Annotated in this window: 18 protein-coding genes; 13 read left to right on the forward strand and 5 right to left on the reverse strand. The window is 64.3% G+C overall.

Annotated elements, in window-relative coordinates:
• Together C448_RS04820 and eif1A are read left to right on the forward strand one after the other, a co-directional pair.
• A partial coding sequence (locus C448_RS04820; protein WP_004052189.1) for a GNAT family N-acetyltransferase occupies window positions 1–249 on the forward strand: 249 nt, incomplete at its 5' end.
• A gap of 88 nt (window positions 250–337) precedes the next feature.
• Window positions 338–622 carry a translation initiation factor eIF-1A gene (eif1A, locus tag C448_RS04825; protein ID WP_004052190.1) on the forward strand — a complete coding sequence of 95 codons (285 nt, stop codon included), beginning with the start codon at window positions 338–340 and terminating at the stop codon, window positions 620–622.
• A 57-nt stretch (window positions 623–679) separates the two neighbouring features.
• Here the strand turns inward: eif1A and C448_RS04830 are convergent, their stop codons facing one another.
• Genes C448_RS04830 through C448_RS04840 form a run of 3 tightly spaced genes read right to left on the reverse strand, consistent with a single transcriptional unit; the run spans window position 680 to window position 3,711 of the window.
• Entirely contained in the window at window positions 680–1,750 is a 1,071-nt protein-coding gene (locus C448_RS04830; protein WP_004052191.1) for an ABC transporter ATP-binding protein, read from the reverse strand.
• Window positions 1,747–2,562, reverse strand: a complete 816-nt coding sequence (locus C448_RS04835; RefSeq protein WP_004052192.1) for an ABC transporter permease — start codon at window positions 2,560–2,562, stop codon at window positions 1,747–1,749. Before C448_RS04835 ends, C448_RS04830 begins: the two co-directional genes overlap by 4 nt.
• Window positions 2,563–3,711 (reverse strand): extracellular solute-binding protein, encoded by a 1,149-nt coding sequence (locus tag C448_RS04840; protein WP_004052193.1) that lies wholly within the window; start codon window positions 3,709–3,711, stop codon window positions 2,563–2,565.
• Window positions 3,712–3,774: 63 nt separating this feature from the next.
• On the opposite strand from C448_RS04840, the gene C448_RS04845 reads away from it, so the two are divergent.
• Entirely contained in the window at window positions 3,775–4,491 is a 717-nt protein-coding gene (locus tag C448_RS04845) for a TOBE domain-containing protein (protein ID WP_004052194.1), read from the forward strand.
• Window positions 4,492–4,552: 61 nt separating this feature from the next.
• On the opposite strand, the gene C448_RS04850 is transcribed toward C448_RS04845, so the two are convergent.
• Together C448_RS04850 and C448_RS04855 are read right to left on the reverse strand one after the other, a co-directional pair.
• Window positions 4,553–5,821 (reverse strand): digeranylgeranylglycerophospholipid reductase, encoded by a 1,269-nt coding sequence (locus C448_RS04850; protein ID WP_004052195.1) that lies wholly within the window; start codon window positions 5,819–5,821, stop codon window positions 4,553–4,555.
• Between the two features lie 63 nt (window positions 5,822–5,884).
• A complete protein-coding gene (locus C448_RS04855) occupies window positions 5,885–6,340 on the reverse strand; it encodes a ferritin-like domain-containing protein (protein WP_004052196.1) in 456 nt (151 codons plus the stop codon).
• A gap of 148 nt (window positions 6,341–6,488) precedes the next feature.
• On the opposite strand from C448_RS04855, the gene C448_RS04860 reads away from it, so the two are divergent.
• The 10 genes from C448_RS04860 to C448_RS04915 all read left to right on the forward strand — a co-directional run bounded on the left by C448_RS04860 (window position 6,489) and on the right by C448_RS04915 (window position 19,597).
• Window positions 6,489–7,130 carry a CoxG family protein gene (locus tag C448_RS04860; RefSeq protein WP_004052197.1) on the forward strand — a complete coding sequence of 214 codons (642 nt, stop codon included), beginning with the start codon at window positions 6,489–6,491 and terminating at the stop codon, window positions 7,128–7,130.
• On the forward strand, window positions 7,127–7,645 hold the full coding sequence (locus C448_RS04865) for a (2Fe-2S)-binding protein (RefSeq protein WP_004052198.1): 519 nt from the start codon (window positions 7,127–7,129) through the stop codon (window positions 7,643–7,645). Before C448_RS04860 ends, C448_RS04865 begins: the two co-directional genes overlap by 4 nt.
• Entirely contained in the window at window positions 7,645–10,089 is a 2,445-nt protein-coding gene (locus C448_RS04870; RefSeq protein WP_004052199.1) for a xanthine dehydrogenase family protein molybdopterin-binding subunit, read from the forward strand. Before C448_RS04865 ends, C448_RS04870 begins: the two co-directional genes overlap by 1 nt.
• Complete coding sequence (locus tag C448_RS04875) at window positions 10,089–10,982, forward strand: FAD binding domain-containing protein (protein WP_004052200.1); 894 nt, start codon at window positions 10,089–10,091, stop codon at window positions 10,980–10,982. Before C448_RS04870 ends, C448_RS04875 begins: the two co-directional genes overlap by 1 nt.
• Before the next feature lie 204 nt (window positions 10,983–11,186).
• Window positions 11,187–12,089 (forward strand): AAA family ATPase, encoded by a 903-nt coding sequence (locus tag C448_RS04880; protein WP_004052201.1) that lies wholly within the window; start codon window positions 11,187–11,189, stop codon window positions 12,087–12,089.
• Window positions 12,089–13,363: a VWA domain-containing protein gene (locus tag C448_RS04885; protein WP_004052202.1), complete on the forward strand. Its 1,275-nt coding sequence runs from the start codon at window positions 12,089–12,091 to the stop codon at window positions 13,361–13,363. Before C448_RS04880 ends, C448_RS04885 begins: the two co-directional genes overlap by 1 nt.
• A complete protein-coding gene (locus C448_RS04890) occupies window positions 13,360–14,490 on the forward strand; it encodes an XdhC family protein (protein ID WP_004052203.1) in 1,131 nt (376 codons plus the stop codon). Before C448_RS04885 ends, C448_RS04890 begins: the two co-directional genes overlap by 4 nt.
• A 227-nt stretch (window positions 14,491–14,717) precedes the next feature.
• Window positions 14,718–16,691 (forward strand): transposase, encoded by a 1,974-nt coding sequence (locus tag C448_RS04895; protein WP_080503154.1) that lies wholly within the window; start codon window positions 14,718–14,720, stop codon window positions 16,689–16,691.
• 1,465 nt (window positions 16,692–18,156) lie between these two features.
• Window positions 18,157–18,567 (forward strand): DUF5805 domain-containing protein, encoded by a 411-nt coding sequence (locus tag C448_RS04910; RefSeq protein ID WP_004052206.1) that lies wholly within the window; start codon window positions 18,157–18,159, stop codon window positions 18,565–18,567.
• Window positions 18,557–19,597: a tyrosine-type recombinase/integrase gene (locus tag C448_RS04915; protein ID WP_004052207.1), complete on the forward strand. Its 1,041-nt coding sequence runs from the start codon at window positions 18,557–18,559 to the stop codon at window positions 19,595–19,597. The genes C448_RS04910 and C448_RS04915 overlap by 11 nt, the downstream gene beginning before the upstream one ends.
• The last annotated feature ends 159 nt before the right edge of the window (window positions 19,598–19,756 follow it).

The following is a 19,756-nucleotide window of genomic DNA, read 5'->3' on the forward strand; positions in this document are numbered from 1 at the left end:
GAGATGTGTATAAGAGACAGGGTCTACGTCGCGCCCGATCATCGGGGCGACGGCATCGGGAGCGATCTGCTCGAACATGCCCGCCAGCGGCTCGTCGACCGCGGTGCCGGGCGGCTGCGGGCGATGGTGCTCGCCGAAAACGAACCGGGAAACGAGTTCTACCGTCGACTCGGCTTTGAGCTGCGCGAACGAAACGAGACACGTATCGGCGGGGAGACCTACCGGGAGAACGTCTATCTCGATCTGTGAGTGCCCCATTCGATCGACCCGTCGACGGGATGGCGAGCACGACCGGCGATTCCCAACGGCTTAACCGTCTGCCGTTCCTATCGAACACATGAGCGAAGAATCCGGGCGGAAGGACCTCCGCATGCCCGACGACAACGAGGTGTTCGCCGTCGTGACCCAGCACAACGGCGGCAATCACGTCCAACTCCGCTGTATGGACGGGAAAGAGCGCATGGGCCGGATCCCCGGTCGCATGAAATATCGCGTCTGGATCAACGAGGGCGATGTCGTACTCGTCGAACCCTGGGACTGGCAGGACGAGAAGGGAACCATCGAGTGGCGCTACTCCGACCAGGATGCCGACCAGCTCCGCCGCGAAGGCCACATCGAATAGTCGATCTTCTCAGCGCCACGGCCCCTCGCCCCCGGCAGCACGTACGCACGTCGTGAGCTACTCTGAGAGCGACGGCGTTTCGTGGGTTCGCCCACCACCCTCGCCGATGACGTGAATGGCGTCGGCCGGCAGCGCTATTCGAACCCGATCACGCTCGTCGAGTCCCGCGCGCTCGTAGGCTGGTGGTGAGAGCGCGAGGCGCACGGCCTCGTCGCCCCCGTCAGGTACGACATCGAGCAGGTAGCCATCACCCTCGAAGACCTGCCGGGTGATCGCCCCGTTGAAGGAATTTCTCGTCTCGTCGCTGGCGAGCATGACGTACTCGGGACGGATGCAGAACCGGACCGTATCGCCGATGGTCGCCCCACCGATGGCGGCGTCGAGCCGGCGACCGTTCCAGTCGAGTGCACGACCCGTTCCGGCTTCGACGACATCTCCCCGAAACAGGTTGGTGCTGCCGGTGAACGAGGCGACGAACGGCGTCGCAGGGTGGGAGAACACTTCGTCGGGCGTGTCGAGCTGGAGCAGCTCCCCGTCGGCGATCACCGCGAGTCGGTCGCCGATGGCCGTCGCCTCGCGCTGGTCGTGGGTGACGTAGACGACGGGCACGTCGAGCGAGGCGAGCAGCGGCCGGAGCTCGTCGCGGAGCCGGCGCTTGATCGGTGCGTCGAGATTGGCGAGCGGTTCGTCGAGCAGGAGTGCGTCGGGGTCAGCCGCCAGCGAGCGCGCGAGCGCGACCCGCTGGCGCTCGCCACCCGATAGCGTGTCCGCGCGCTGGTCGAGAACGTCACCGATCTCGAGCGCGTCGGCCAGCTCTTCCACCCGTCCCTCCGAACTCGCGGCGTAGGCGACGTTCTCGCGAGCGGTCATATGTGGGAACAGTGCACCATCCTGGAAGACCAGAACCGTGCCGCGCTTTTCGGGCGGTCGGCCGGTGAGATCCAGCCCGTCGAGCGAGATCGTGCCGGCGTCGGGGGTGACTGTGCCAGCGATCGTCGAGAGCAGGGTGGTCTTGCCACAGCCCGACGGCCCGAGCACCGAGAGCACCTCCTCGTCGACGGCGAGATCGATCGGGCCGAGTTCGAACGCGCCGTGGGATTTGTACACCTCGTCGACGACGAGTGTCATTGCCACGGGTTGGCCGCGACGGTGTTGAGCACGGCGAGCGCCGCGACCGAGATGAGCAGGAGGAGAATGGCGATCGGATAGGCGTTGTCGAGCCCGAGCTCGATGAACGAGACCCAGATCTGGACCGGCATCGTCCGGGGGTAGTACGAGAGCATCATCGTCGCGCCGAACTCGCCCATCGCGCGCGCGAACGTAAGCGTCACGCCAGCCGCGATCCCCGGCATGGCGAGCGGCAGCGTCACGTTTCGGGCGGTCGTCCACCGCCCCTTGCCGAGCGAGCGCGAGGCGTGTTCGAGCGTGCGATCGACGCCCTCGAAGGCCGCCTTCGCCGTGACGACGACGAACGGCGAGGCCACGAACGTCTGAGCGAGCACCACGCCGGCGAGCGAGCGCGTGAGCGGCACGCCGGCGCTGGCCGCGGCCTTGCCGATGGGTGCGCCGGGACCGAACACCGTGAGTAGGACGATCCCACCGACCGTCGGTGGGAGCACCAGGGGGAGGACGACGACCCCCAGCACGGCGTTCGTCCAGCGCGATTCGCTCCGCGCGAGCCAGTACGCGAGCGGCAGACCAAACACGGTGGCGACGGTCGCGCTGATCGACGCCGACAGTAACGATGTCGTCGCCGCGTCCACGACCGTCGAGTCGGTCATCCGCGCGAGAATCTCACCCGGCGGTACCGACAGGAACAGCGAGACCAGCGGCGCGAGATAGTAGAGACAGAGCACGCCGCCGAGGACGAGCGCGACGGTGAGCCAGTCGAAGCCGAACAGCGTCGTCCGCGATCGTGCCGTGTCCGAGCGTGTCGCCATTCAGATCAGGAGTGTGATATCCGAAACCATCGCGGATAGTTCCACCGGGCTCCCGCCGAGCGCGGACCGGGTTCCCGCGGTTTCGTTGCTGCCGGAACGGTTTCCGGCGGACTGCGTTCCACCGGATTCGCTACCACCGGAGCCGCCGGTCGCCCGTTGCACACGCTGTGGGACGTCCCCCTCGTACATCGGGAACTGGTCTCGCAGGAGGAACCCGTGTTCGTCGAGGTAGTCACCGGTCGTGTGGGCGGCGAACACGTCCAGGGCGGTGTCGCTCATCTTCCGGATCGTCGACCCGTAGCTGATGAGTCCTCCCTGGATCGTCTGATCGCTCGGGAGCGTGTACGAAACCGTCGAGTACCACTCCTCATCGTACTGTGGGTTGCTGAGGTCGATCTGATCAGGGAGCTCGATATATTCGTAATCGCGCTCGACGGCCATGTTCCGGTAGGCGATCGCGGCATCGATCGAACCGCTCTCGAACTGGCTGATGAGCGCCGTCTCGGGGAAGATCTGATCCTTCTGCAGCAGCCTCTTTTTGAGGTTTGACGCGTCGTCGTAGTACCGTGAGGCGAGTTCGAGGGTGAACAGCGCGCGATAGCCGAGCGGGTCCTGATCCGGGTCGGTACGGCCGATGCGCACGTCGTCGCTGGCCAACGCATCGTACCAGTTTTCGGAACCCGCCTCGGCGAGGCGCTTGCCACCCTCGGTGTCGGGGTTGTAGGCGATGACGACGGCGTTGCTCGTGAATACCGAGTACCAGAGCGGCGAGAGAGGGTCCTCGAACAGCGCCGCGTCGGCGACGCTCACGATGTCGGGGTCGCGCTTGCCCTCGTCGATCATGCGCGCGACCGTCGCCGACCCGTGAGCCTCGACGTTCACCGGGACGTCGACGGCGGGCGTGAGACCGTTCGACAGCGCGTTCTGGAGGCTGCCGGCTGCGAGGATCGCGATCGTCGTCGATGTTCCACCCCCACCGCTGCCGTCCGTACCGTTACCGACACCGGTAGTACCCGAACCGTCGGTGGTGCCGGTGGAGCCACCGCTGCCGACACAGCCCGCCACGCCCGCGAGTCCGACCGCACCGACCGCTCCGGCCGCCCGCAGAAGGTCGCGGCGCGAGCGACCGCCCGACCGTTGTTCTCTCATGGACATAACCCTCTCACCTCGGCCCCGTGATAAGCGTTTTGCCGGCTCGCACGAACCGACCGCATGGACCTCGACGCGGGTTTCGACGCACAGCTCGACAAATCGGGGGTGGAGTTCGACGAGCGCGACGCGAGCCTCCTCCGGGCGATCGACGACCACGGCTCGCTCAACGCCGCCGCCAGCGCGCTCGGACGGTCGTACTCGCGCTCGCAGCGCCGCGTCGTCGAACTGGAGGAGGCGTTCGGTCCGCTCGTCGCGCGCGAACGGGGCGGCTCCGGCGGCGGTGGCAGCACGCTGACCGACGGCGCTCACGACCTCCTCGCGGCGCTGGAGCGCCTCACCGCCGAGTTCACGGGCGTGGCCGAGACCGAGGAGACGGTGCTCGACGGAACGGTCGTCGAGCGCGACGGCGAACTCGCCACCGTCGAGACGACCGCCGGAACCGTCCGCGCGATCGTTCCCACAGGAAGTCGTCGGGTCCGTCTCGCCATCCGCGCCGATGCCGTCACGCTCCACACGCCCGGGGCGCTGCCCGACCGCGAGACCAGCGCACGCAATCGGTTTCAGGGGGAGGTCACCGCCATCGAGAGCGGTGACGCGCTCGCCCGCGTCTCGCTCGACATCGGAACCGAGGTACGGCTGACCGCGCTCGTGACGCGCGAGAGCATCGCTACGCTCGCACTCTCGCTCGGCAGCGAGGCGATCGCCTCGTTCAAGGCGACGGCGACGCGGGCGATTCCGGCGCAGCAGGGGACGTCAGACGAACGGACCGACGACTGAGCGGTGATTTCGGTCGGTGACCGAAGACGGCAGTTCGTCAGGAGAGGGGAAGGAGGAATACTCAGTCGGACAGCAGCGAGCGGGGGCCGGGGAGCAGCTGGCCGATGAGTTCGCGGTGTTCGGCGACGAAATCACGGAACAGGGGGATGTCGCCGACGTGGAAGAGTTTCGCCAGCGCGAACGGGTTGCCCGCGTTGGCCGACGAGAGCGTGTCGCTGCTGAGCCGGCGGAGGTCGCGGATGAAGCGGTTGTAGCGCTCGGTCGGGGCGTAGTAGATCAGATGGGTCATGAGCAGCCGCATCGCCGCCTTCGGGGCCACGTTGCGGTGCCAGAGCATGTCGTAGATCGTCATCTCGTCGGCGGAGGTGTCCATCCGGCCGGTGAAACAGCGATCGGCCGTGACGGCCGCCGCACGCCCCGAGCGCATGCACTTGTCGATGCCCTGTCCCCAGAGCGGATCGATCGAGGGGACGGTGTCGCCGATCGCCATGAACCGATCGGTGCTGAGCTGTTTCGGCGGCTGGATATGTGCCGAGCCGCGATGCTGGCTGTCGTCGATGCGGTTGGCTTCGGCGAACCGGGGGTCGTCGTCGAGCCAGCCCGTGAGCGCGTCGTCGATACGGACGCGGTCGTCGCTCGGGCCGTACTTGTCGTTCTGGATGAAACAGAGCCCGACCTTCGCCGTGTCCGCGCCCGTGTGGAAGATCCACGCGTAGCCCCCCGGCGCGAGATCGTGGTCGAGGCGGAGCATCATCGAATCATTGAGATCGGCGTAGCCGGGATGATCGAGCGCCACGCCCTCGTACTCCCACTCGATGCCGATCGCCTGGCGTTTCCGTTCGAGATCGCTCACCCCGAGCGCTTTCGCGAGCGGCGCGGCCGGCCCGGTGGCATCGATCACGATGTCGGCGTACACCTCCTCGCCGCCGTCGTAGCGCACGCCGGCGATCTCGTCGTTCTCGACGATGGGCTGTGAGACCCGGGAGTCGAAGCGGTAGGTCGCACCGTGATCGCGGCCGTCGCGGACGAGATAGCGCTTGAAGTCGGCGAACTCCAGTACCGCACCGGGCTGGGTCATCTGGAAGTTCTCGTCGGGCGATTCGAGGACGACGCTATCGGTGTAGTGCATCACCACGTCGTCGGGGATGCCGAACGAGCCCATCATCGAGGGGAAGGTCCCGCCGGTGGACTTGTTGCTCTGGGCAGGGAACGTTCCCTCGGGTTCGGTCTCCAGGACGAGCACTTCGTAGCCGCGCTCGGCGAGATCCCTGGCACACTGTGCACCAGCGGGACCCGCGCCGGCGATGACGACGTCGTATCGCTCGGACATGAACGCCGTTCGGATCGGTGTGCTATTTAGTCTTGCTGGCCGCACCCGCCGTGTGCCTGTGACTCACTCCCGGTAGCCCTTGCGGAAACTCCGGAACTCGCTCCGATGTGACTCCTCGTCGCTGAGGATGTCGATCGCGAGGTCCTCGGTCACGGGATCGTCGGCCTCGCGCGCGGCCTCCAGCAGCGAGCGGTAGGTGTCGATGGCAGCCTCCTCGTACTCGATCACGCCATCGATCACGCTCAGAACGTCGGCGGTGTCGTCGGGCGGCTGAAGCGCTTCCTGTTCGGGTTCGAACTCGAACGAGGCTGGCGGCTGGGCGTCGAGTTCCTTCAGACGTTTGCCGAGGCGCTCGGCGTGGAGCAGCTCCTCCTGTTTGGCATCGGTGCGGAGGCTGTCCTTGACCTCGGCAGCGCTGACGCCGTCGAGCACCGCCGCGTTCGTCAGGTAGTTCATCACCGTCTCCATCTCGTCGTTGTAGGCGCTGCGGAGCAGCTCGATCACTCGGTCGTTCGTCATGCACTCACATACACGAACTCATTACTTATATCATTGGTTAGTTTTTCTTCATGACTCGGACGTTTCGATCCGTTCTATGGCAATCTTTTTGGTGGTATGGCGACAGTACCGTGTGGGAGTGAGTTACTCCCACAGGAGACACTCACACATGGAATTCAGTGGGACGTTCGAACTCGAAGACGCGACGACCGAGGAGGTGTGGCTCGCGCTCTCGGACCCGGTGATGATCGAGCACGCGCTGCCGGGCTGTGAGTTCCTCGTCGCGGTCGACGACACGGATCCGGATTTCGACGCCCTCCGCGAGGAACACGCCGATCGGGACGTCGAACCGACGTCCGACCCGGCGGTCATCGCCGAGCGCGCGTTCGAGGAGGGGAATCACTACGCCGCCATCATCGGCATCAGCATCGGGCCGGTGAACCCGACCTTCGAGACCGTCGTCACCATCGACGAGCGCGACCAGCCGTACATGGAGGCCTCGGGCGAGGGGTCGGCCGGGGACAGCTCCTTCGAGATGTCCTCCTGGATGGATCTCGACGAGGCGGACGATGGTGTCGAAGTCGAGTGGGCGACCGAGGCCGACGTGTTCGGGCGCATCGCGCAGATGGGCCAGCGCGTCATCAATCCGGCGGCCAACCAGGTCGTCAAGCGCTTCTTCTCGTCCGTTCAGGACGAGCTCCGCGAGCGCGAGATCGCCGAGGGTGGCACCGTCGAACAGGCGCAGTCGGACGAGGACGGCCGCGGTATCGTCGACCGGATTCTCGGTCGATCGGACGGGAGCAAGCAATGACAGAACACGACATCGAACTATCGGTCAACGGGACGACACACGAACTCACGGTCGAATCGCGAACCCTGCTCGTCCACGCGCTGCGCGACGAGCTGGGCTATACGGGGACGAACGTCGGCTGCGAGAGCTCGACCTGCGGGGCCTGTACAGTACACCTCGACGGCGACGCGGTGAAATCCTGCACGCTGCTCGCAGTCCAAGCCGACGGCGCGGAGATCGGCACCGTCGAGGGGCTCGCCGAGGACGGCAGCTACGCTCCGATCCAGGAAGGGTTCCAGAAGGAGCACGGGCTCCAGTGTGGTTACTGCACGCCGGGGATGATGCTCGCGGCGGACGATCTCCTGGAGCGCAACCCCGACCCCGACGAGGACGAGATCAGGGAGGCGATCGAGGGCAACCTTTGTCGATGTACGGGCTATCAGAACATCGTCAACGCCGTCGAGTTCGCCGCCAACGAGATGGGGGAGACGGCGAGTCCGGAGATGACGGCCGCGGACGGCGGAGGTGACGACTAATGGGGATCGAGACGATCGAAGCCGACGATCTCGATGTAGAATCGGTGCTTGGCTCGGCGGTCGAGCGCCGCGAGGATCCCTCGCTGATCACGGGCGAGGCCGAGTACACCGACGACATCCAGCGGCCGAACATGGCTCATATGAGCGTACTCAGGAGCCAGTACGGCCACGCGACGATCAATGGGGTGGACACGAGCGACGCCGAAGCGATGGACGGAGTGATCGGCGTCTACACCGCCGACGATCTCGACGTGCCCGGCGAGGTTCCCACTGGCTGGCTGCTCGACAGCCTAAAGACGCCGGCGCATCCGCTGTTGGCGGGCGAGACGGCACGCTATCAGGGTGACGGCATCGCGGTCGCGGTCGCCGAGGAGCGCTACATCGCGAGCGACGCGGTCGACGCCATCGATGTCGATTACGACCGCCGCGACGCGGTTACCGACCCAAAGGAAGCCGTCAACGAGGGCGCACCGGTTGTCCACGACGATCTCGACGACAACACCGCGTTCGACTGGGAGATCGGCGACGCCGACGAGACGGACGCGGCGTTCGACGAGGCGGCCCATACTGCTGAGATCGATCTGACCAACCAGCGACTGATCCCGAACGCGATGGAACCGCGCGCGACCGTTGCGGAGTACAAACCCGGTACCGAAGAACTGGAGGTCCATATGACCTCCCAGAATCCCCATCTCCACCGCCAGCTGATGTCCGGGGTGCTGGACGTGCCCGAGCACAAACTCCACATCGTCGCCCCCAACGTCGGTGGCGGGTTCGGGAACAAAATCGGCCACTATCCCGACGAGGCGCTCGCCTCGTGGTGTGCGAAGGAGACCGAACGGCCGGTGAAATGGACCGCAACACGCTCCGAAAGCTACCTGACTGGTACCCACGGTCGGGATCACGTGACCCACGGCGAGCTCGCGATGGACGAGAAGGGGGTGATCACGGGCATGCGCGTGAAGACCTACGCGGGGATGGGTGCGTATCTCTCGACGTTTGCACCCGCCGTGCCGACGTATCTCTACGGCACCCTCTTGTCGGGCCAGTACGACATCCCGGCCATCCACTGTAACGTGGTCGGCGCGTTCACCAACAGCGCACCCGTGGATGCCTACCGCGGCGCGGGACGGCCGGAAGCACTCTACGCGGTCGAGCGGATGATCACCCTCGGCGCGCGCGAGATGGGGATGGATCCCGCCGAGTTCCGTCGGCAGAACTTCGTGCCGAGCGACGACTTTCCCCACCAGACGCCCGTCGCCGTCGAGTACGACAGCGGCGACTACGAGCCCGCACTGGACAAAGCCCTCGAAGCCGTGGGCTACGACGATCTCCGGGAACGCCAAGAGGAACTGCGCGAGGAAGGGCGATATCTCGGCATCGGATTTTCGAGCTACATCGAGGCCTGCGGGCTCGCACCCTCGGAACTCGCCGGCCAGCTCGGCGCGCAGGCAGGCCTCTGGGAATCCGGGCTCGTTCGGGTGCACCCGACGGGGAAGGTCACGGCGTTCTGTGGCACCTCGGGTCACGGCCAGGGTCACGAGACGACCTACGCCCAGATCGTTTCGGACGAGCTGGGAATCCCCTACGACGACATCGAGATCGTCGAGGGCGACACCGACGAGATCCCCCAGGGGATGGGTACCTACGGTTCGCGCTCGGCGGCTGTGGGGGGAAGCGCGCTGGCGACGAGTTCGCAGAAAGTCGTCGAGAAGGCCAAGAAGATCGCCGCCCACCAGCTGGAGGCGAGCGAGGAGGACATCGAGTTCGAGAACGGCGAGTTCGCGGTCGCGGGCGCACCCGAGCGCTCGATGCATATCCAGGACGTGGCCGCTCAGTCCTATCTCGCCCACGACATGCCAGACGGGATCGAGCCGGGGCTGGAGGAGACCTCCTTCTACGATCCCGACAACTTCGTCTTCCCGTTCGGCACCCACATCGCGGTCGTGGAGGTCGATCCGGACACCGGCGAGATCGAGTTCGAGAACTACGTCGCTGTGGACGACGTCGGCCCACAGATCAACCCGAAGATCGTCGAGGGGCAGGTCCACGGCGGCGTCGCCCAGGGCATCGGTCAGGCGCTCTACGAGGGTGCCGAATACGACGACAACGCACAGCTCGTGACGGGCTCGATGCAGGACTACACGGTGCCGAAAGCCGAACACATCCCGACGATGGAGACCGACTCGACGGTGACGCCGAGCCCGCACAACCCGCTCGGCGTCAAGGGTGTCGGCGAGGCAGGCACGATCGCGGCCCCGCAGGCCGTCGTCAACGCCGTCACCGACGCGCTCCAGCCGTTCGACGTCGATCACATCGACATGCCGCTCACGGGCGAGGCGGTCTGGCGGGCGGTGAACGACGCCCCCGATGCAGGGGCGGAAGGTGGCGACGAGGCGATCGCGGACGGAAGCGGGATCGACGAGGACGGAGGTGAGAACTGATGTATCCCGACGAGTTCGACTACTACAACGCTGACGGCGTCGACGACGCGCTCGATCTGCTCGACGAACACTCGGAAGCGGGGACGACGGAACTGCTCGCCGGCGGCCACAGTCTGTTGCCGGCGATGAAGACTGGACTGTCGAGTCCCGACGTCCTGATCGACATCAGCGATATCGAGACGATGCAGGGTATCTCGGCCGACGGTGACGGGCTCTCGATCGGCGCGATGACGCGATACAGCGATCTCGTTGACTCCGAAGAGGTGGCCGAGCACGCGCCGGCGCTCGCGGCGGCCGCCGGGCAGGTCGGCGACGTGCAGGTCAGAAATCGCGGTACGATCGGTGGGAACCTCGCTCACGCCGATCCCGCTGCCGACCTGCCGGGCGCGGCGCTCGCCTCCGATGCGACCCTCGTCGTCCACGGTCCGGACGGCGAGCGTGAGATCCCGGCCGACGAGTTCTTCTTCGGGATGTACACGACCGATGTCGGCCCCGACGAACTGCTCACGCGGATCGAAATTCCCTCGGCCGACGGGGCACACGGCGCGTACGCGAAGAAACCGAGCCCCTCGTCGGGCTACGCGATGGTCGGCGTCGCCGCGCTGCTCGACACCGACGACGACGGCATCACGGCGGCGCGGATCGGCGCGAACGGTGTGATGGATCACGGCGTTCGCCTCTCGCCCGTCGAGGACGCACTGACGGACGGCTCGCTCGACGGCGATACGATCGAGGCGGCCGCGAACCGCGCCGGCGACGATCTCGACGTGGACATGATGATGTCGGATCTGCAGGCATCGAACGAGTTCCGCGCTCAACTGCTCGAAGTGTACACCGAGCGGGCGCTGACCGCGGCGATCGAGGACGGCTCGTCGTCGGTCGCGGCCGACTGACACTTTTCTCGCCTCTTTTCTCCCAGTCGTCTTCCACTGACTCGTGACGGCGATCTGACGAACTGGTTTTTAAGGTGCGGGTACGTTACGTGCGGTCGTGTCACAGTCGATAGTTGATATCGCTTCGTCCGACTCGGGGCCGAACCCGCCCGACGGTGCCTCGTGGCCGGCAGCATCAGTCAATCGACGGGCCGTGGAGGGTGGATGAGCGACGCAACCGGGTTCGACGGGACGACTGAATCCGACGTCCGAGCGGCCTTCGAGAGCGAGGACTACGTCGCCGGCGACGAGATCGTCACGACGGTGACGCTGGCGCTCCGCCTTGGAAAGCCGCTGCTCGTCGAGGGCGAGCCGGGGGCGGGCAAGACCGAACTCGCCAAAGTGCTGGCCGGCGGGTTCGACGCCGAACTCCTCCGGCTCCAGTGTTACGAGGGGCTGACCGCCGAGAGCGCGCTCTACGAGTGGAACTACACGAAGCAGCTGTTGAGCGTCCAAGGAAACGAGGGCGAGGGATCGGTGTTCGACGAGGAGTACCTGCTCGAACGCCCGCTGCTGAGCGCGCTCCGCGGCGAGGGCCGGCGAGTGCTACTCATCGACGAGGTCGACCGAGCCGACGAGGAGTTCGAGGCGCTGTTGCTCGAACTGCTTTCCGATTTCCAGGTGAGCGTGCCCGAACTCGGCACCGTCAGCGCGACGACACCCCCCGCGGTGATCATCACCTCGAACCGGACGCGCGGGCTGTCCGACGCGCTCAAGCGCCGGTGTCTGTTCCTCCATGTCGCGCCACCCTCCTTCGAGAAGGAGCGTGCCATCCTCGAACGAAAGGTGCCCGCGCTCGACGCGGCGGTCGTCGCCGAACTCTGTGCGATGGCCGGTCGGCTCCGTGAGGAACCGCTACTCAAGCCGCCCGGCGCGGCCGAGACGATCGACTGGGCACGGGCGATCGACGCGCTCCGCGACGGAAACGAGGACTCGCTCGACGATGCCGAGATCCGGAACACGCTCGGCTGCCTGCTCAAGGAAGTCGAGGACATCGAGCGCGTCGACGACGAACTGCTGGCATCGTTGCGCGAGGCGGCCGAACGCGCCCGCGTGGAGGCAGACTGATGAAGCCAACCGAGCACGTTCGCGAGGAGCTCGTCCGGTTCGTGCGCGCACTCCGTCGGGCAGGCGTATCCGTCCCCGCGAACGCCGGGACGACCGCTGCCCGCGCGCTCGTCGCCGTCGGGTTCGACGATCGCGAGCGCGCACGAGTCGCGCTTCGGGCATCGCTCGTGCCCGAGCAGGCGGACGTGGCGACGTTCGACGAACTCTTCGCCGAGTTCTGGCGGCGACTCACCGCCGGCCTCGATCCGAACGGCCCCGCGGAGCGACCCGACGATCCGCCGGACGGGGGACTCGCACCGCTCGGAGCTGAAGCGGCTCCCGGTGAGCGCTCCGAATCGGACGATGGGAACGGGAAGAATGGCGATGCCGACGAAACCCGGGACGGTCTGGGTACGGTCGTCGGCCGCGGAACGGAAGCGGCGGGCGAGAACGTCACGACCGCCCGGTACAGTCCGACGGGTCGATCGGAGGAAATCGCGACGTTCGCCATGCCCGACGAGGAGGGGTTCGACGACGCCTTCGATAAGTTGACGCGCGCGCTTGCGGAGCTCGCGGGTCGGCGCTGGACCACCGGCGAGCAACGTCCCGATATCCGACGTGCGCTCCGGGCAAGCGTCGGGACAGGGGGTGCGGTCGTCGACCTGCCGGAGCGCGAGCGGGCACGAACGGCGCTACGGGTGCGCGTGGTGGTCGACGTGAGCCGATCGGTACTCGACGTGATCGAACGGCCGTTCCTGCTGCGATTCCTCCAGCGGGCCCACACGATCTGGCGCGACACACGGGCGTTCTTCTTCGACGAGGATCTCCGGGAAGTCACCGATTCGTTCGATGCGCCGAGTTCTGACGCGGCGCTGGCCGCCCTCGAACGTGCCGAGGCCGAGTGGGGCGGCGGCACGCATATCGGCGCATCGCTCGATCGCCTCCGCACCGAATTTCCGTACGCCGTCGACCGGCGATCGGTGCTCGTGGTCGTGAGCGACGGGCTGGAGACGAGTGACGTATCGGTGTTGGAGCGGGCGATGGCGGAGCTGTCGCGGACGGCAGCGGCGGTGCTCTGGCTCAACCCGCTCGCGGCCTCACCGGCGTACGAACCGAGCGCCCGCGGGATGGCGGCCGCGCTGCCGTATCTCGACGGACTGTTCGCGTTCGCCGGACCGGACGATCTCGCCGACCTCGCTCGGCAGCTCCGACGGCAAGGGTCACACGGCGCTATCGGCTACGAACACGACAGGCGACGAACCGAGAGACGAACACACCAACAGAGAACGACATGACCGACACGAACTGGGAAATGGCCGAAGCGGACGTACTGGCAGCGATCGGCGATACGCTCGATCGGGATAGCGACGCGGTGCTCGCGACCATCATCGACGTCGAGGGGAGCGCGTACCGCCGCCCCGGCGCGAAGATGCTCATCGAGGACGACGGCGGTGCCGGCAGTCTCACCGCCGGCTGTCTCGAAGACGAGGTGCGTGGACTCGCGAACGACGTGCTCGACGCCGGACAGCCACGGATCGAAACCTACGATCTGATGGGCGACGAGGACGTCTGGGGGCTCGGAATGGGCTGCAACGGGATCATCACTGTCCTGCTCGAACCGCTCGCCGCGAGCCACCGCCCGGCTGTCGAGCGCGTTGAGCACGGCACGGACTGTGCGACTCTCACGGTTGTCGGTGGAGACCGCCCGATCGGCGAGCGTGCCATCTACGACCCCGACGACGGGTTTGCGGGTGATCTACCTACGTGGCTCGTCGCGGACCTCGCCGATCGAACGGCTGCGCTGTTCGATGCAGGGCGGAGCGAAACGCTCAGCATCGACACCGACGAGGGCAGCGTCGAGCTGTTCGTCGATACGATCGAGGCACCGCCGGAGCTCGTCGTGCTCGGCTCTGGGCCGGACGTCACCCCCGTGGTCGAACTCGCGACGCGGGTCGGGTTCCGTGTCGCGGTCGTCGCCTTCCGGGGCGCGCTGTCGGAGGCCGACTTCCCCGCGGCCGACACGGTTCACACGACGTCGCCACCGAAACTCCGCAAGACCGTCGATCTCGACGCCGATACGCACGTGGTCGTGATGACCCACAACTTCATCGACGACCGGCTTGCGCTCGGCGAACTGCTCGAAACACCCGTGCCCTACATCGGTCTGATGGGTCCTCGTGATCGCTTCGAAGAGATGCGCGACGAACTCGCCGCCGAGAGCGTATCCATCACCGACACGGATACCGATCGCATCTACACGCCCATCGGCCTCGATCTCGGCGGTGATGCTCCCTCCACCATCGCCTACAGCATCGTCGCCGAACTGCTCGCGGTCGCCAACGACCGGACGCCACACCACCTCGCCGAGCGTGCCGGACCGATCCACGAGCGACGTGCCGTCGAACCGACCGACCGATCGTGAGTAGTCAGAGATGACAATCTCAATTCGTGGGATCTTGGCGGAACTGGGAGATGAACGATCCTTCCGAACGACAGTTCCAATGCGTCGGCGTGAGTGGCGTGTGNTGAGTAGTCAGAGATGACAATCTCAATTCGTGGGATCTTGGCGGAACTGGGAGATGAACGATCCTTCCGAACGACAGTTCCAATGCGTCGGCGTGAGTGGCGTGTGGGCCATCGGCTCGGCCGATGGCACACACCGCCACGACACGAACGGAGACGTTCGCCCCGCTGCATGAGGAGTCAGCAGCATACGCCCGACAGTGCTGGGGGATTCTGGATCCGGACCACGAGCAGCAGCCAGTATCGTGGCGAGCTGAACAGCTCGCCTCGTACTGGTTTGCCCACCCAGCGCATGCAGACGTGGAGGCGTTTCTCTGCTGGCTTCCGATCACGATCGGCGGCACGCCGATCGATGATCCCTACCCGGTGTGGCACACCAACACCACCGACTTCGAACTCGTCACCCGGCTCCACCTGATCCGCCTCTACCACAACTGGGACCACGAAACGGCCCTCTGCACGTATCTCGACGCCAATCCCGAGCGACTCGACGCACTCGGCGTCGAGTCTCGGCCAAACCAGTCGACGCTGTACACCGCCTGGCACGATCGCTTCACTAAACCCTATCGCGAAGACCTCACCCAGGCTGTCGAAGCCGTTGTTGAAGTCGCTCGCGATCACGGCGTCTCTGTCCCTGAGCGTGGCTTTACCGCCGACGAACCCACGGACGACGATCCCAGCAGGAGCGCGCGATCCCAGCGACGGCTCGCAACCAAGACCGCCAAAGAGGTCTGGCAGACTGCCCAGCCACTCGTCGGGCCGGTCGTCGACTTCGACCGGCCCGACGACCCAGAGATCCACGACAACGCCTTCCTGGAGTTACACACCTTTCTCGGCTGTCGACAGGATCTCTGTGCCGAGACCGGCGCGATCGATTTCACCCTGGAGACGACCCGAGAGCGAACGCCAACTGGCTCGTATCACCGCAACTGCATCCGCTCGTTGACGATCGACCAACAGCGACGGAATCACCGCGAGGCGATGACCGAGGTCATCGCCCGCGCGAGACAACAGGGGAAGCTGAACCGCAACCAGCACGTCGCGATCGACATCACTGAAGGCGATCCGTTCCGCGGAAAACGAGACACAGAGGCGTTGAAAAACCAGATTATCGGCACCAAGGAGAATAACAGGGAGGTCGCGTACCAGTACGCGACCGTCCAGATCGTCGGCACCGAAATGCCAGTTGTCCTGGACGGGATTCCGGTCGTGAGAGGAATGGAACGGGCGACGATCGTCGAAGAACTGCTCAAACACGCCACCGAAATGGTCTCTATCGACCTCGTCCTGATGGATCGCGAGTTCGATAGCCAGGGCGTCAAGGACGTCTGTGAGGCCTACAACGTCTCCTACCTGAATCCGTCGAGGATGTACGGAGACGAGAAACGGACCGCCAAGGATCTGTGTCTGGACGAGATTGCCGTCGAGAGAGACGCTGCCGCGGCGGCCGCCGGCCGGCCGCCGCGAAAGCGTGTCTGGGTTCCGAGAGCCAACGTTCAGAGTGACGAGTTGCTGCCAGACGGGGGTACACCGCCGGACGAGGCCGAGGAACAGGACGCCGACGCCGAGTCGGCGTCCGATCCGATCACGACCAAAGCGGCGATCCGCAAAGAACTGGTCGAGAACTTCCTCGACATCTTCAACGAAGATGACGAGGAATCTGTCGATTGGTCCCTCGACGAGGATCTCGTCGATTCGAAAGAGGAAGCGTCCTACAGAGAGACGTACGCCGTCGACGATGACGGCGTCCATCACGTCGTCTTCGAGACCAACCATCCCGATCTGGACCTCACAGAAGGGGAAACGAGCGAAATCGCGATCATCCACAAGATCGCGCGGTTCACGCGTCAGTACGCCAATCGCTGGGGTATCGAGAACGGCTACAGGGAAACCAAGTCGTTCATGGCTGATACCACCAGTACAGACCATCGCTACCGATTTTTCAATTTCATCTTCGCGTGTTTGCTGTACTCGCTGTGGCGACTCGTGGACATGCTGGTGAAACGCTCGCTCGGCGACGAGCGAGCGGCCACTCGCGTGCGTGGATCGACATTCCTCACAATCGCCAAACAGTACTACGGTGTCGATCCGCCAGACTAATCGCCTGACGGCCGTCGGGTCCGACCGGCGGGCCAGCGGCCGCGCTGGCCCGCCTCCCCCGAATCACCGGAACTTACGTACTGGACCTGCCATTTCTTGGGTTGGTCGTGACTGACCGTGCAATTTCGGACCGATTTGCAACCGAATCGATCCTCGAAACGGTCGAATTCTCACGCATTGAGTGCTCTATCTTGGCCAGCTGNGACCGTGCAATTTCGGACCGATTTGCAACCGAATCGATCCTCGAAACGGTCGAATTCTCACGCATTGAGTGCTCTATCTTGGCCAGCTGCCGATCGTAGATATCGTATAGCGACATGTGATTTATTCGTACGAGCGAGAACAACCGAAATAGTTCATTCAGATTCGTGTTGTTATCCGGAACGGATGATCTGGCGATAAGCCATCCCGAAATCGATAGATCGCATCCCTTTCCGAGTGAGCTTGGGCGGTACAGATAAACGATTCTCGGAGAGTTCAGCAACAATCATATGACCGATGAGTCGGTTCCGGGCCAGCGTTTGCACTCTACAGCGTAGAATCAACTGGGGCGGAAAGCCCGACAAAGACGGCCATCAGTGCGCCAACTTTGGCGCACAGGTGGAGTTGGAAGTGTACCACGTCGTTTCCACCTCGTCGGGCGGAACGAACTTGACCACAGTCTGTCAGGCCTGCATATCGGATCACCTGAAGAGAACGGCGATGATCCCAGCGATACGGCAAACGTAAACGCTGGCTGCCGACGATCACGGGGCTCCGCAATCATTGGACCGACTCACAATCTACTGAAGCGGACGGTGATGGGTTGGTTGCAGAGCTCAGGATCGACGTCAGCGAACGTCGCGACCGTCGTATCGTGGGCGCTGACGACGAGGATATTGTCACTGCAGACGATATCAAAACGTCGTCGTGAACAGCAGACGGTCTTCCCGGTTCGGAACCGTGTGATGGGAACGATCGTGCGCAACATGGAGAAAACGAGTCGCGATGACGCTCGTCCCCTCGATGAGCCGATGTACCGCGTCCTCAGAGAATAATTGGCCATCCGTCTCGATTTACAGTCGGCCCAGCAGCCGTTCGCAAACGTACTCGTGGTAGACGATTGTCGCTGCTGGCTGTCGGGACGCTGATCGAATCACGAGCAATAGTCCGTGTGCGGACGAAGTTTCCAAATTGGGGAGTTACACGATACGTGCCTCGATACATCTTTGTCGAACGCTTGCCAGAACCGACTGTATGCAGGTACGTTCTCGAAGAGAGTGCCCCGCTGTTGTTTGGGCAATCCATGGCTCACTATGAAGAGAGGATACACATCGTCTACTGACGCATCATATCTGGCCATCTGTGTAGTACCATCTTTCGATTTTGGGGAACCACAAAGATTGATATGCTGGAAAAGCGCGGGAATAAGGGGTCCGAATCGAGGTATAAGAACGCTTATCGAGAAAAAGAGAACGTTGATATCGTGGGCGGTCGTTCGGCCGCTGTGAGCGAGAGCGACACCGAACGAAAGGTCGTCAAGACCTACGTTCCGGCCCATCAAAAAGAGCGGTGGCGCGAGCACGCCGCCGAGCTGGAGATGAGCCAGAGTGAGTTCGTACGGCTGATGATACAGGCTGGCCGGCGCGATTTCGACCTTGATGGCGAACCGGAGGAGTTCGGTTCTGGCGACGAAACCCCTGGGGTCGATGGCCTCGAAGACCGGGTGCTCGACGTCCTCGACGACGGCTACTGCTCGTGGGACGAGCTCGTCCAATCGCTCACCGACGATATCGAGGAGCGACTCGAAACCTCACTCCAACGGCTCCAGCGCGAGAACCGTGTTCGCTACAGCGGCCGCCACGGGGGCTACACCGCAGGGGACGATGGCCGCTGAGGCGATCGACGACGCGGTCGGCTATTTCATCGAGGACCTCGAATACCACGGCCGTTCGGAGCGCACGCGTGAGGCCTACGAACGGGTTCTCCGGCGGTTCGAGGAGTTCATCGCTGGCCCTCGATGCCCGAACGAGCACTCGCTCGCACCTGCCGAGGCGGGTCAGCGCGAATGCATGGCGTGGGTGCATTCATTACGGGATTCACACAGTCAGAGTACGGTAGCGACCTACGCATCGTATCTCCATCGGTTCTACGCCTATATGATGCAGGTCGAGGCGTTCGATTCGAACCCGATGGCGCTCGTCGTCGAGGAGATGGACGAAACCATCGAGAAAGACCCTCAGCGGCGGGAGATCTCGCTCTCGGCCATGCGCGAGTTCGTCGCGGGAATCACCCACCCGCTCGATCGGGCCGTGATCGTCGTACTGCTGAAGACCGGGATGCGCGTCGGCGAGCTCTGTAACCTCGATCTCCGCGATCTCGTGCTCGACGACACGGATCTCGACGAGACGTACTCGTTGGGTACTCGTGGCCAGTTGAACGATCGAGCCGAATCGCTGTACGTGGCGAACGACGTGGGTCGTGGTGACGTCGTCAACGGCGAGCAACGACACGCGTCGAACAAACGACGGCGTGCGACGATCGTACCGGTCGATGCGGAGCTTCGCCGGACGCTGCGGCGCTGGCTCGCCGTCCGGCCGAACACGATCTCGGCCGCCGAACCCCTGTTTCTCAGTACCAGAGACAGTTGGGGCGAGCGCCTCACGCCTCCGATGGTGCGTTCGATCGTCACCAAGCACGCCCGTTCGATGGGCTGGTATCAGTCGGGCGGCGACGCGGCCGAAAACGTCACTCCGCACTACTTCCGGCATTTCTTCACGACACATCTCCGTGATCGGACCGGCGATCGCGGCATCGTGAAGTATCTCCGCGGCGATGTCGCCGACGATATCATCGATACCTACACCCATAACTGGGGTGATCGCGTCCGTGAGCTCTATCTAGATAAAATATATGATATACTATAATCCCTGAGATTGTCGCATCTCGAATTCATACACTACATGTTGCTATATAGATCTCGGCGGCGGGCGATCCAGAACTTCGGAGCATGGAAAATTACAAACCACCATTTCAATCACAAGTCTGGAGCACTATAATTCAATCGTGTCGATTTCAGACTTTCC

It is taken from the genome of Halococcus morrhuae DSM 1307 (assembly GCF_000336695.1).
GTDB classification, from domain to species: Archaea; Halobacteriota; Halobacteria; order Halobacteriales; family Halococcaceae; genus Halococcus; species Halococcus morrhuae.

What these genes read in the sequence shown, in the direction of transcription:
- C448_RS04850 (WP_004052195.1), bottom strand. Translation starts at nt 5,821, where the DNA reads ATGTCCGAGCGATACGACGTCGTCATCGCCGGCGCGGGTCCCGCTGGT.
- C448_RS04870 (WP_004052199.1), top strand. Translation starts at nt 7,645, where the DNA reads ATGGGGATCGAGACGATCGAAGCCGACGATCTCGATGTAGAATCGGTG.
- C448_RS04875 (WP_004052200.1), top strand. Translation starts at nt 10,089, where the DNA reads ATGTATCCCGACGAGTTCGACTACTACAACGCTGACGGCGTCGACGAC.
- C448_RS04890 (WP_004052203.1), top strand. Translation starts at nt 13,360, where the DNA reads ATGACCGACACGAACTGGGAAATGGCCGAAGCGGACGTACTGGCAGCG.
- C448_RS04835 (WP_004052192.1), bottom strand. Translation starts at nt 2,562, where the DNA reads ATGGCGACACGCTCGGACACGGCACGATCGCGGACGACGCTGTTCGGC.
- C448_RS04865 (WP_004052198.1), top strand. Translation starts at nt 7,127, where the DNA reads ATGACAGAACACGACATCGAACTATCGGTCAACGGGACGACACACGAA.
- C448_RS04840 (WP_004052193.1), bottom strand. Translation starts at nt 3,711, where the DNA reads ATGAGAGAACAACGGTCGGGCGGTCGCTCGCGCCGCGACCTTCTGCGG.
- C448_RS04830 (WP_004052191.1), bottom strand. Translation starts at nt 1,750, where the DNA reads ATGACACTCGTCGTCGACGAGGTGTACAAATCCCACGGCGCGTTCGAA.
- eif1A (WP_004052190.1), top strand. Translation starts at nt 338, where the DNA reads ATGAGCGAAGAATCCGGGCGGAAGGACCTCCGCATGCCCGACGACAAC.
- C448_RS04885 (WP_004052202.1), top strand. Translation starts at nt 12,089, where the DNA reads ATGAAGCCAACCGAGCACGTTCGCGAGGAGCTCGTCCGGTTCGTGCGC.
- C448_RS04880 (WP_004052201.1), top strand. Translation starts at nt 11,187, where the DNA reads ATGAGCGACGCAACCGGGTTCGACGGGACGACTGAATCCGACGTCCGA.
- C448_RS04855 (WP_004052196.1), bottom strand. Translation starts at nt 6,340, where the DNA reads ATGACGAACGACCGAGTGATCGAGCTGCTCCGCAGCGCCTACAACGAC.
- C448_RS04895 (WP_080503154.1), top strand. Translation starts at nt 14,718, where the DNA reads ATGGCACACACCGCCACGACACGAACGGAGACGTTCGCCCCGCTGCAT.
- C448_RS04860 (WP_004052197.1), top strand. Translation starts at nt 6,489, where the DNA reads ATGGAATTCAGTGGGACGTTCGAACTCGAAGACGCGACGACCGAGGAG.
- C448_RS04845 (WP_004052194.1), top strand. Translation starts at nt 3,775, where the DNA reads ATGGACCTCGACGCGGGTTTCGACGCACAGCTCGACAAATCGGGGGTG.
- C448_RS04915 (WP_004052207.1), top strand. Translation starts at nt 18,557, where the DNA reads ATGGCCGCTGAGGCGATCGACGACGCGGTCGGCTATTTCATCGAGGAC.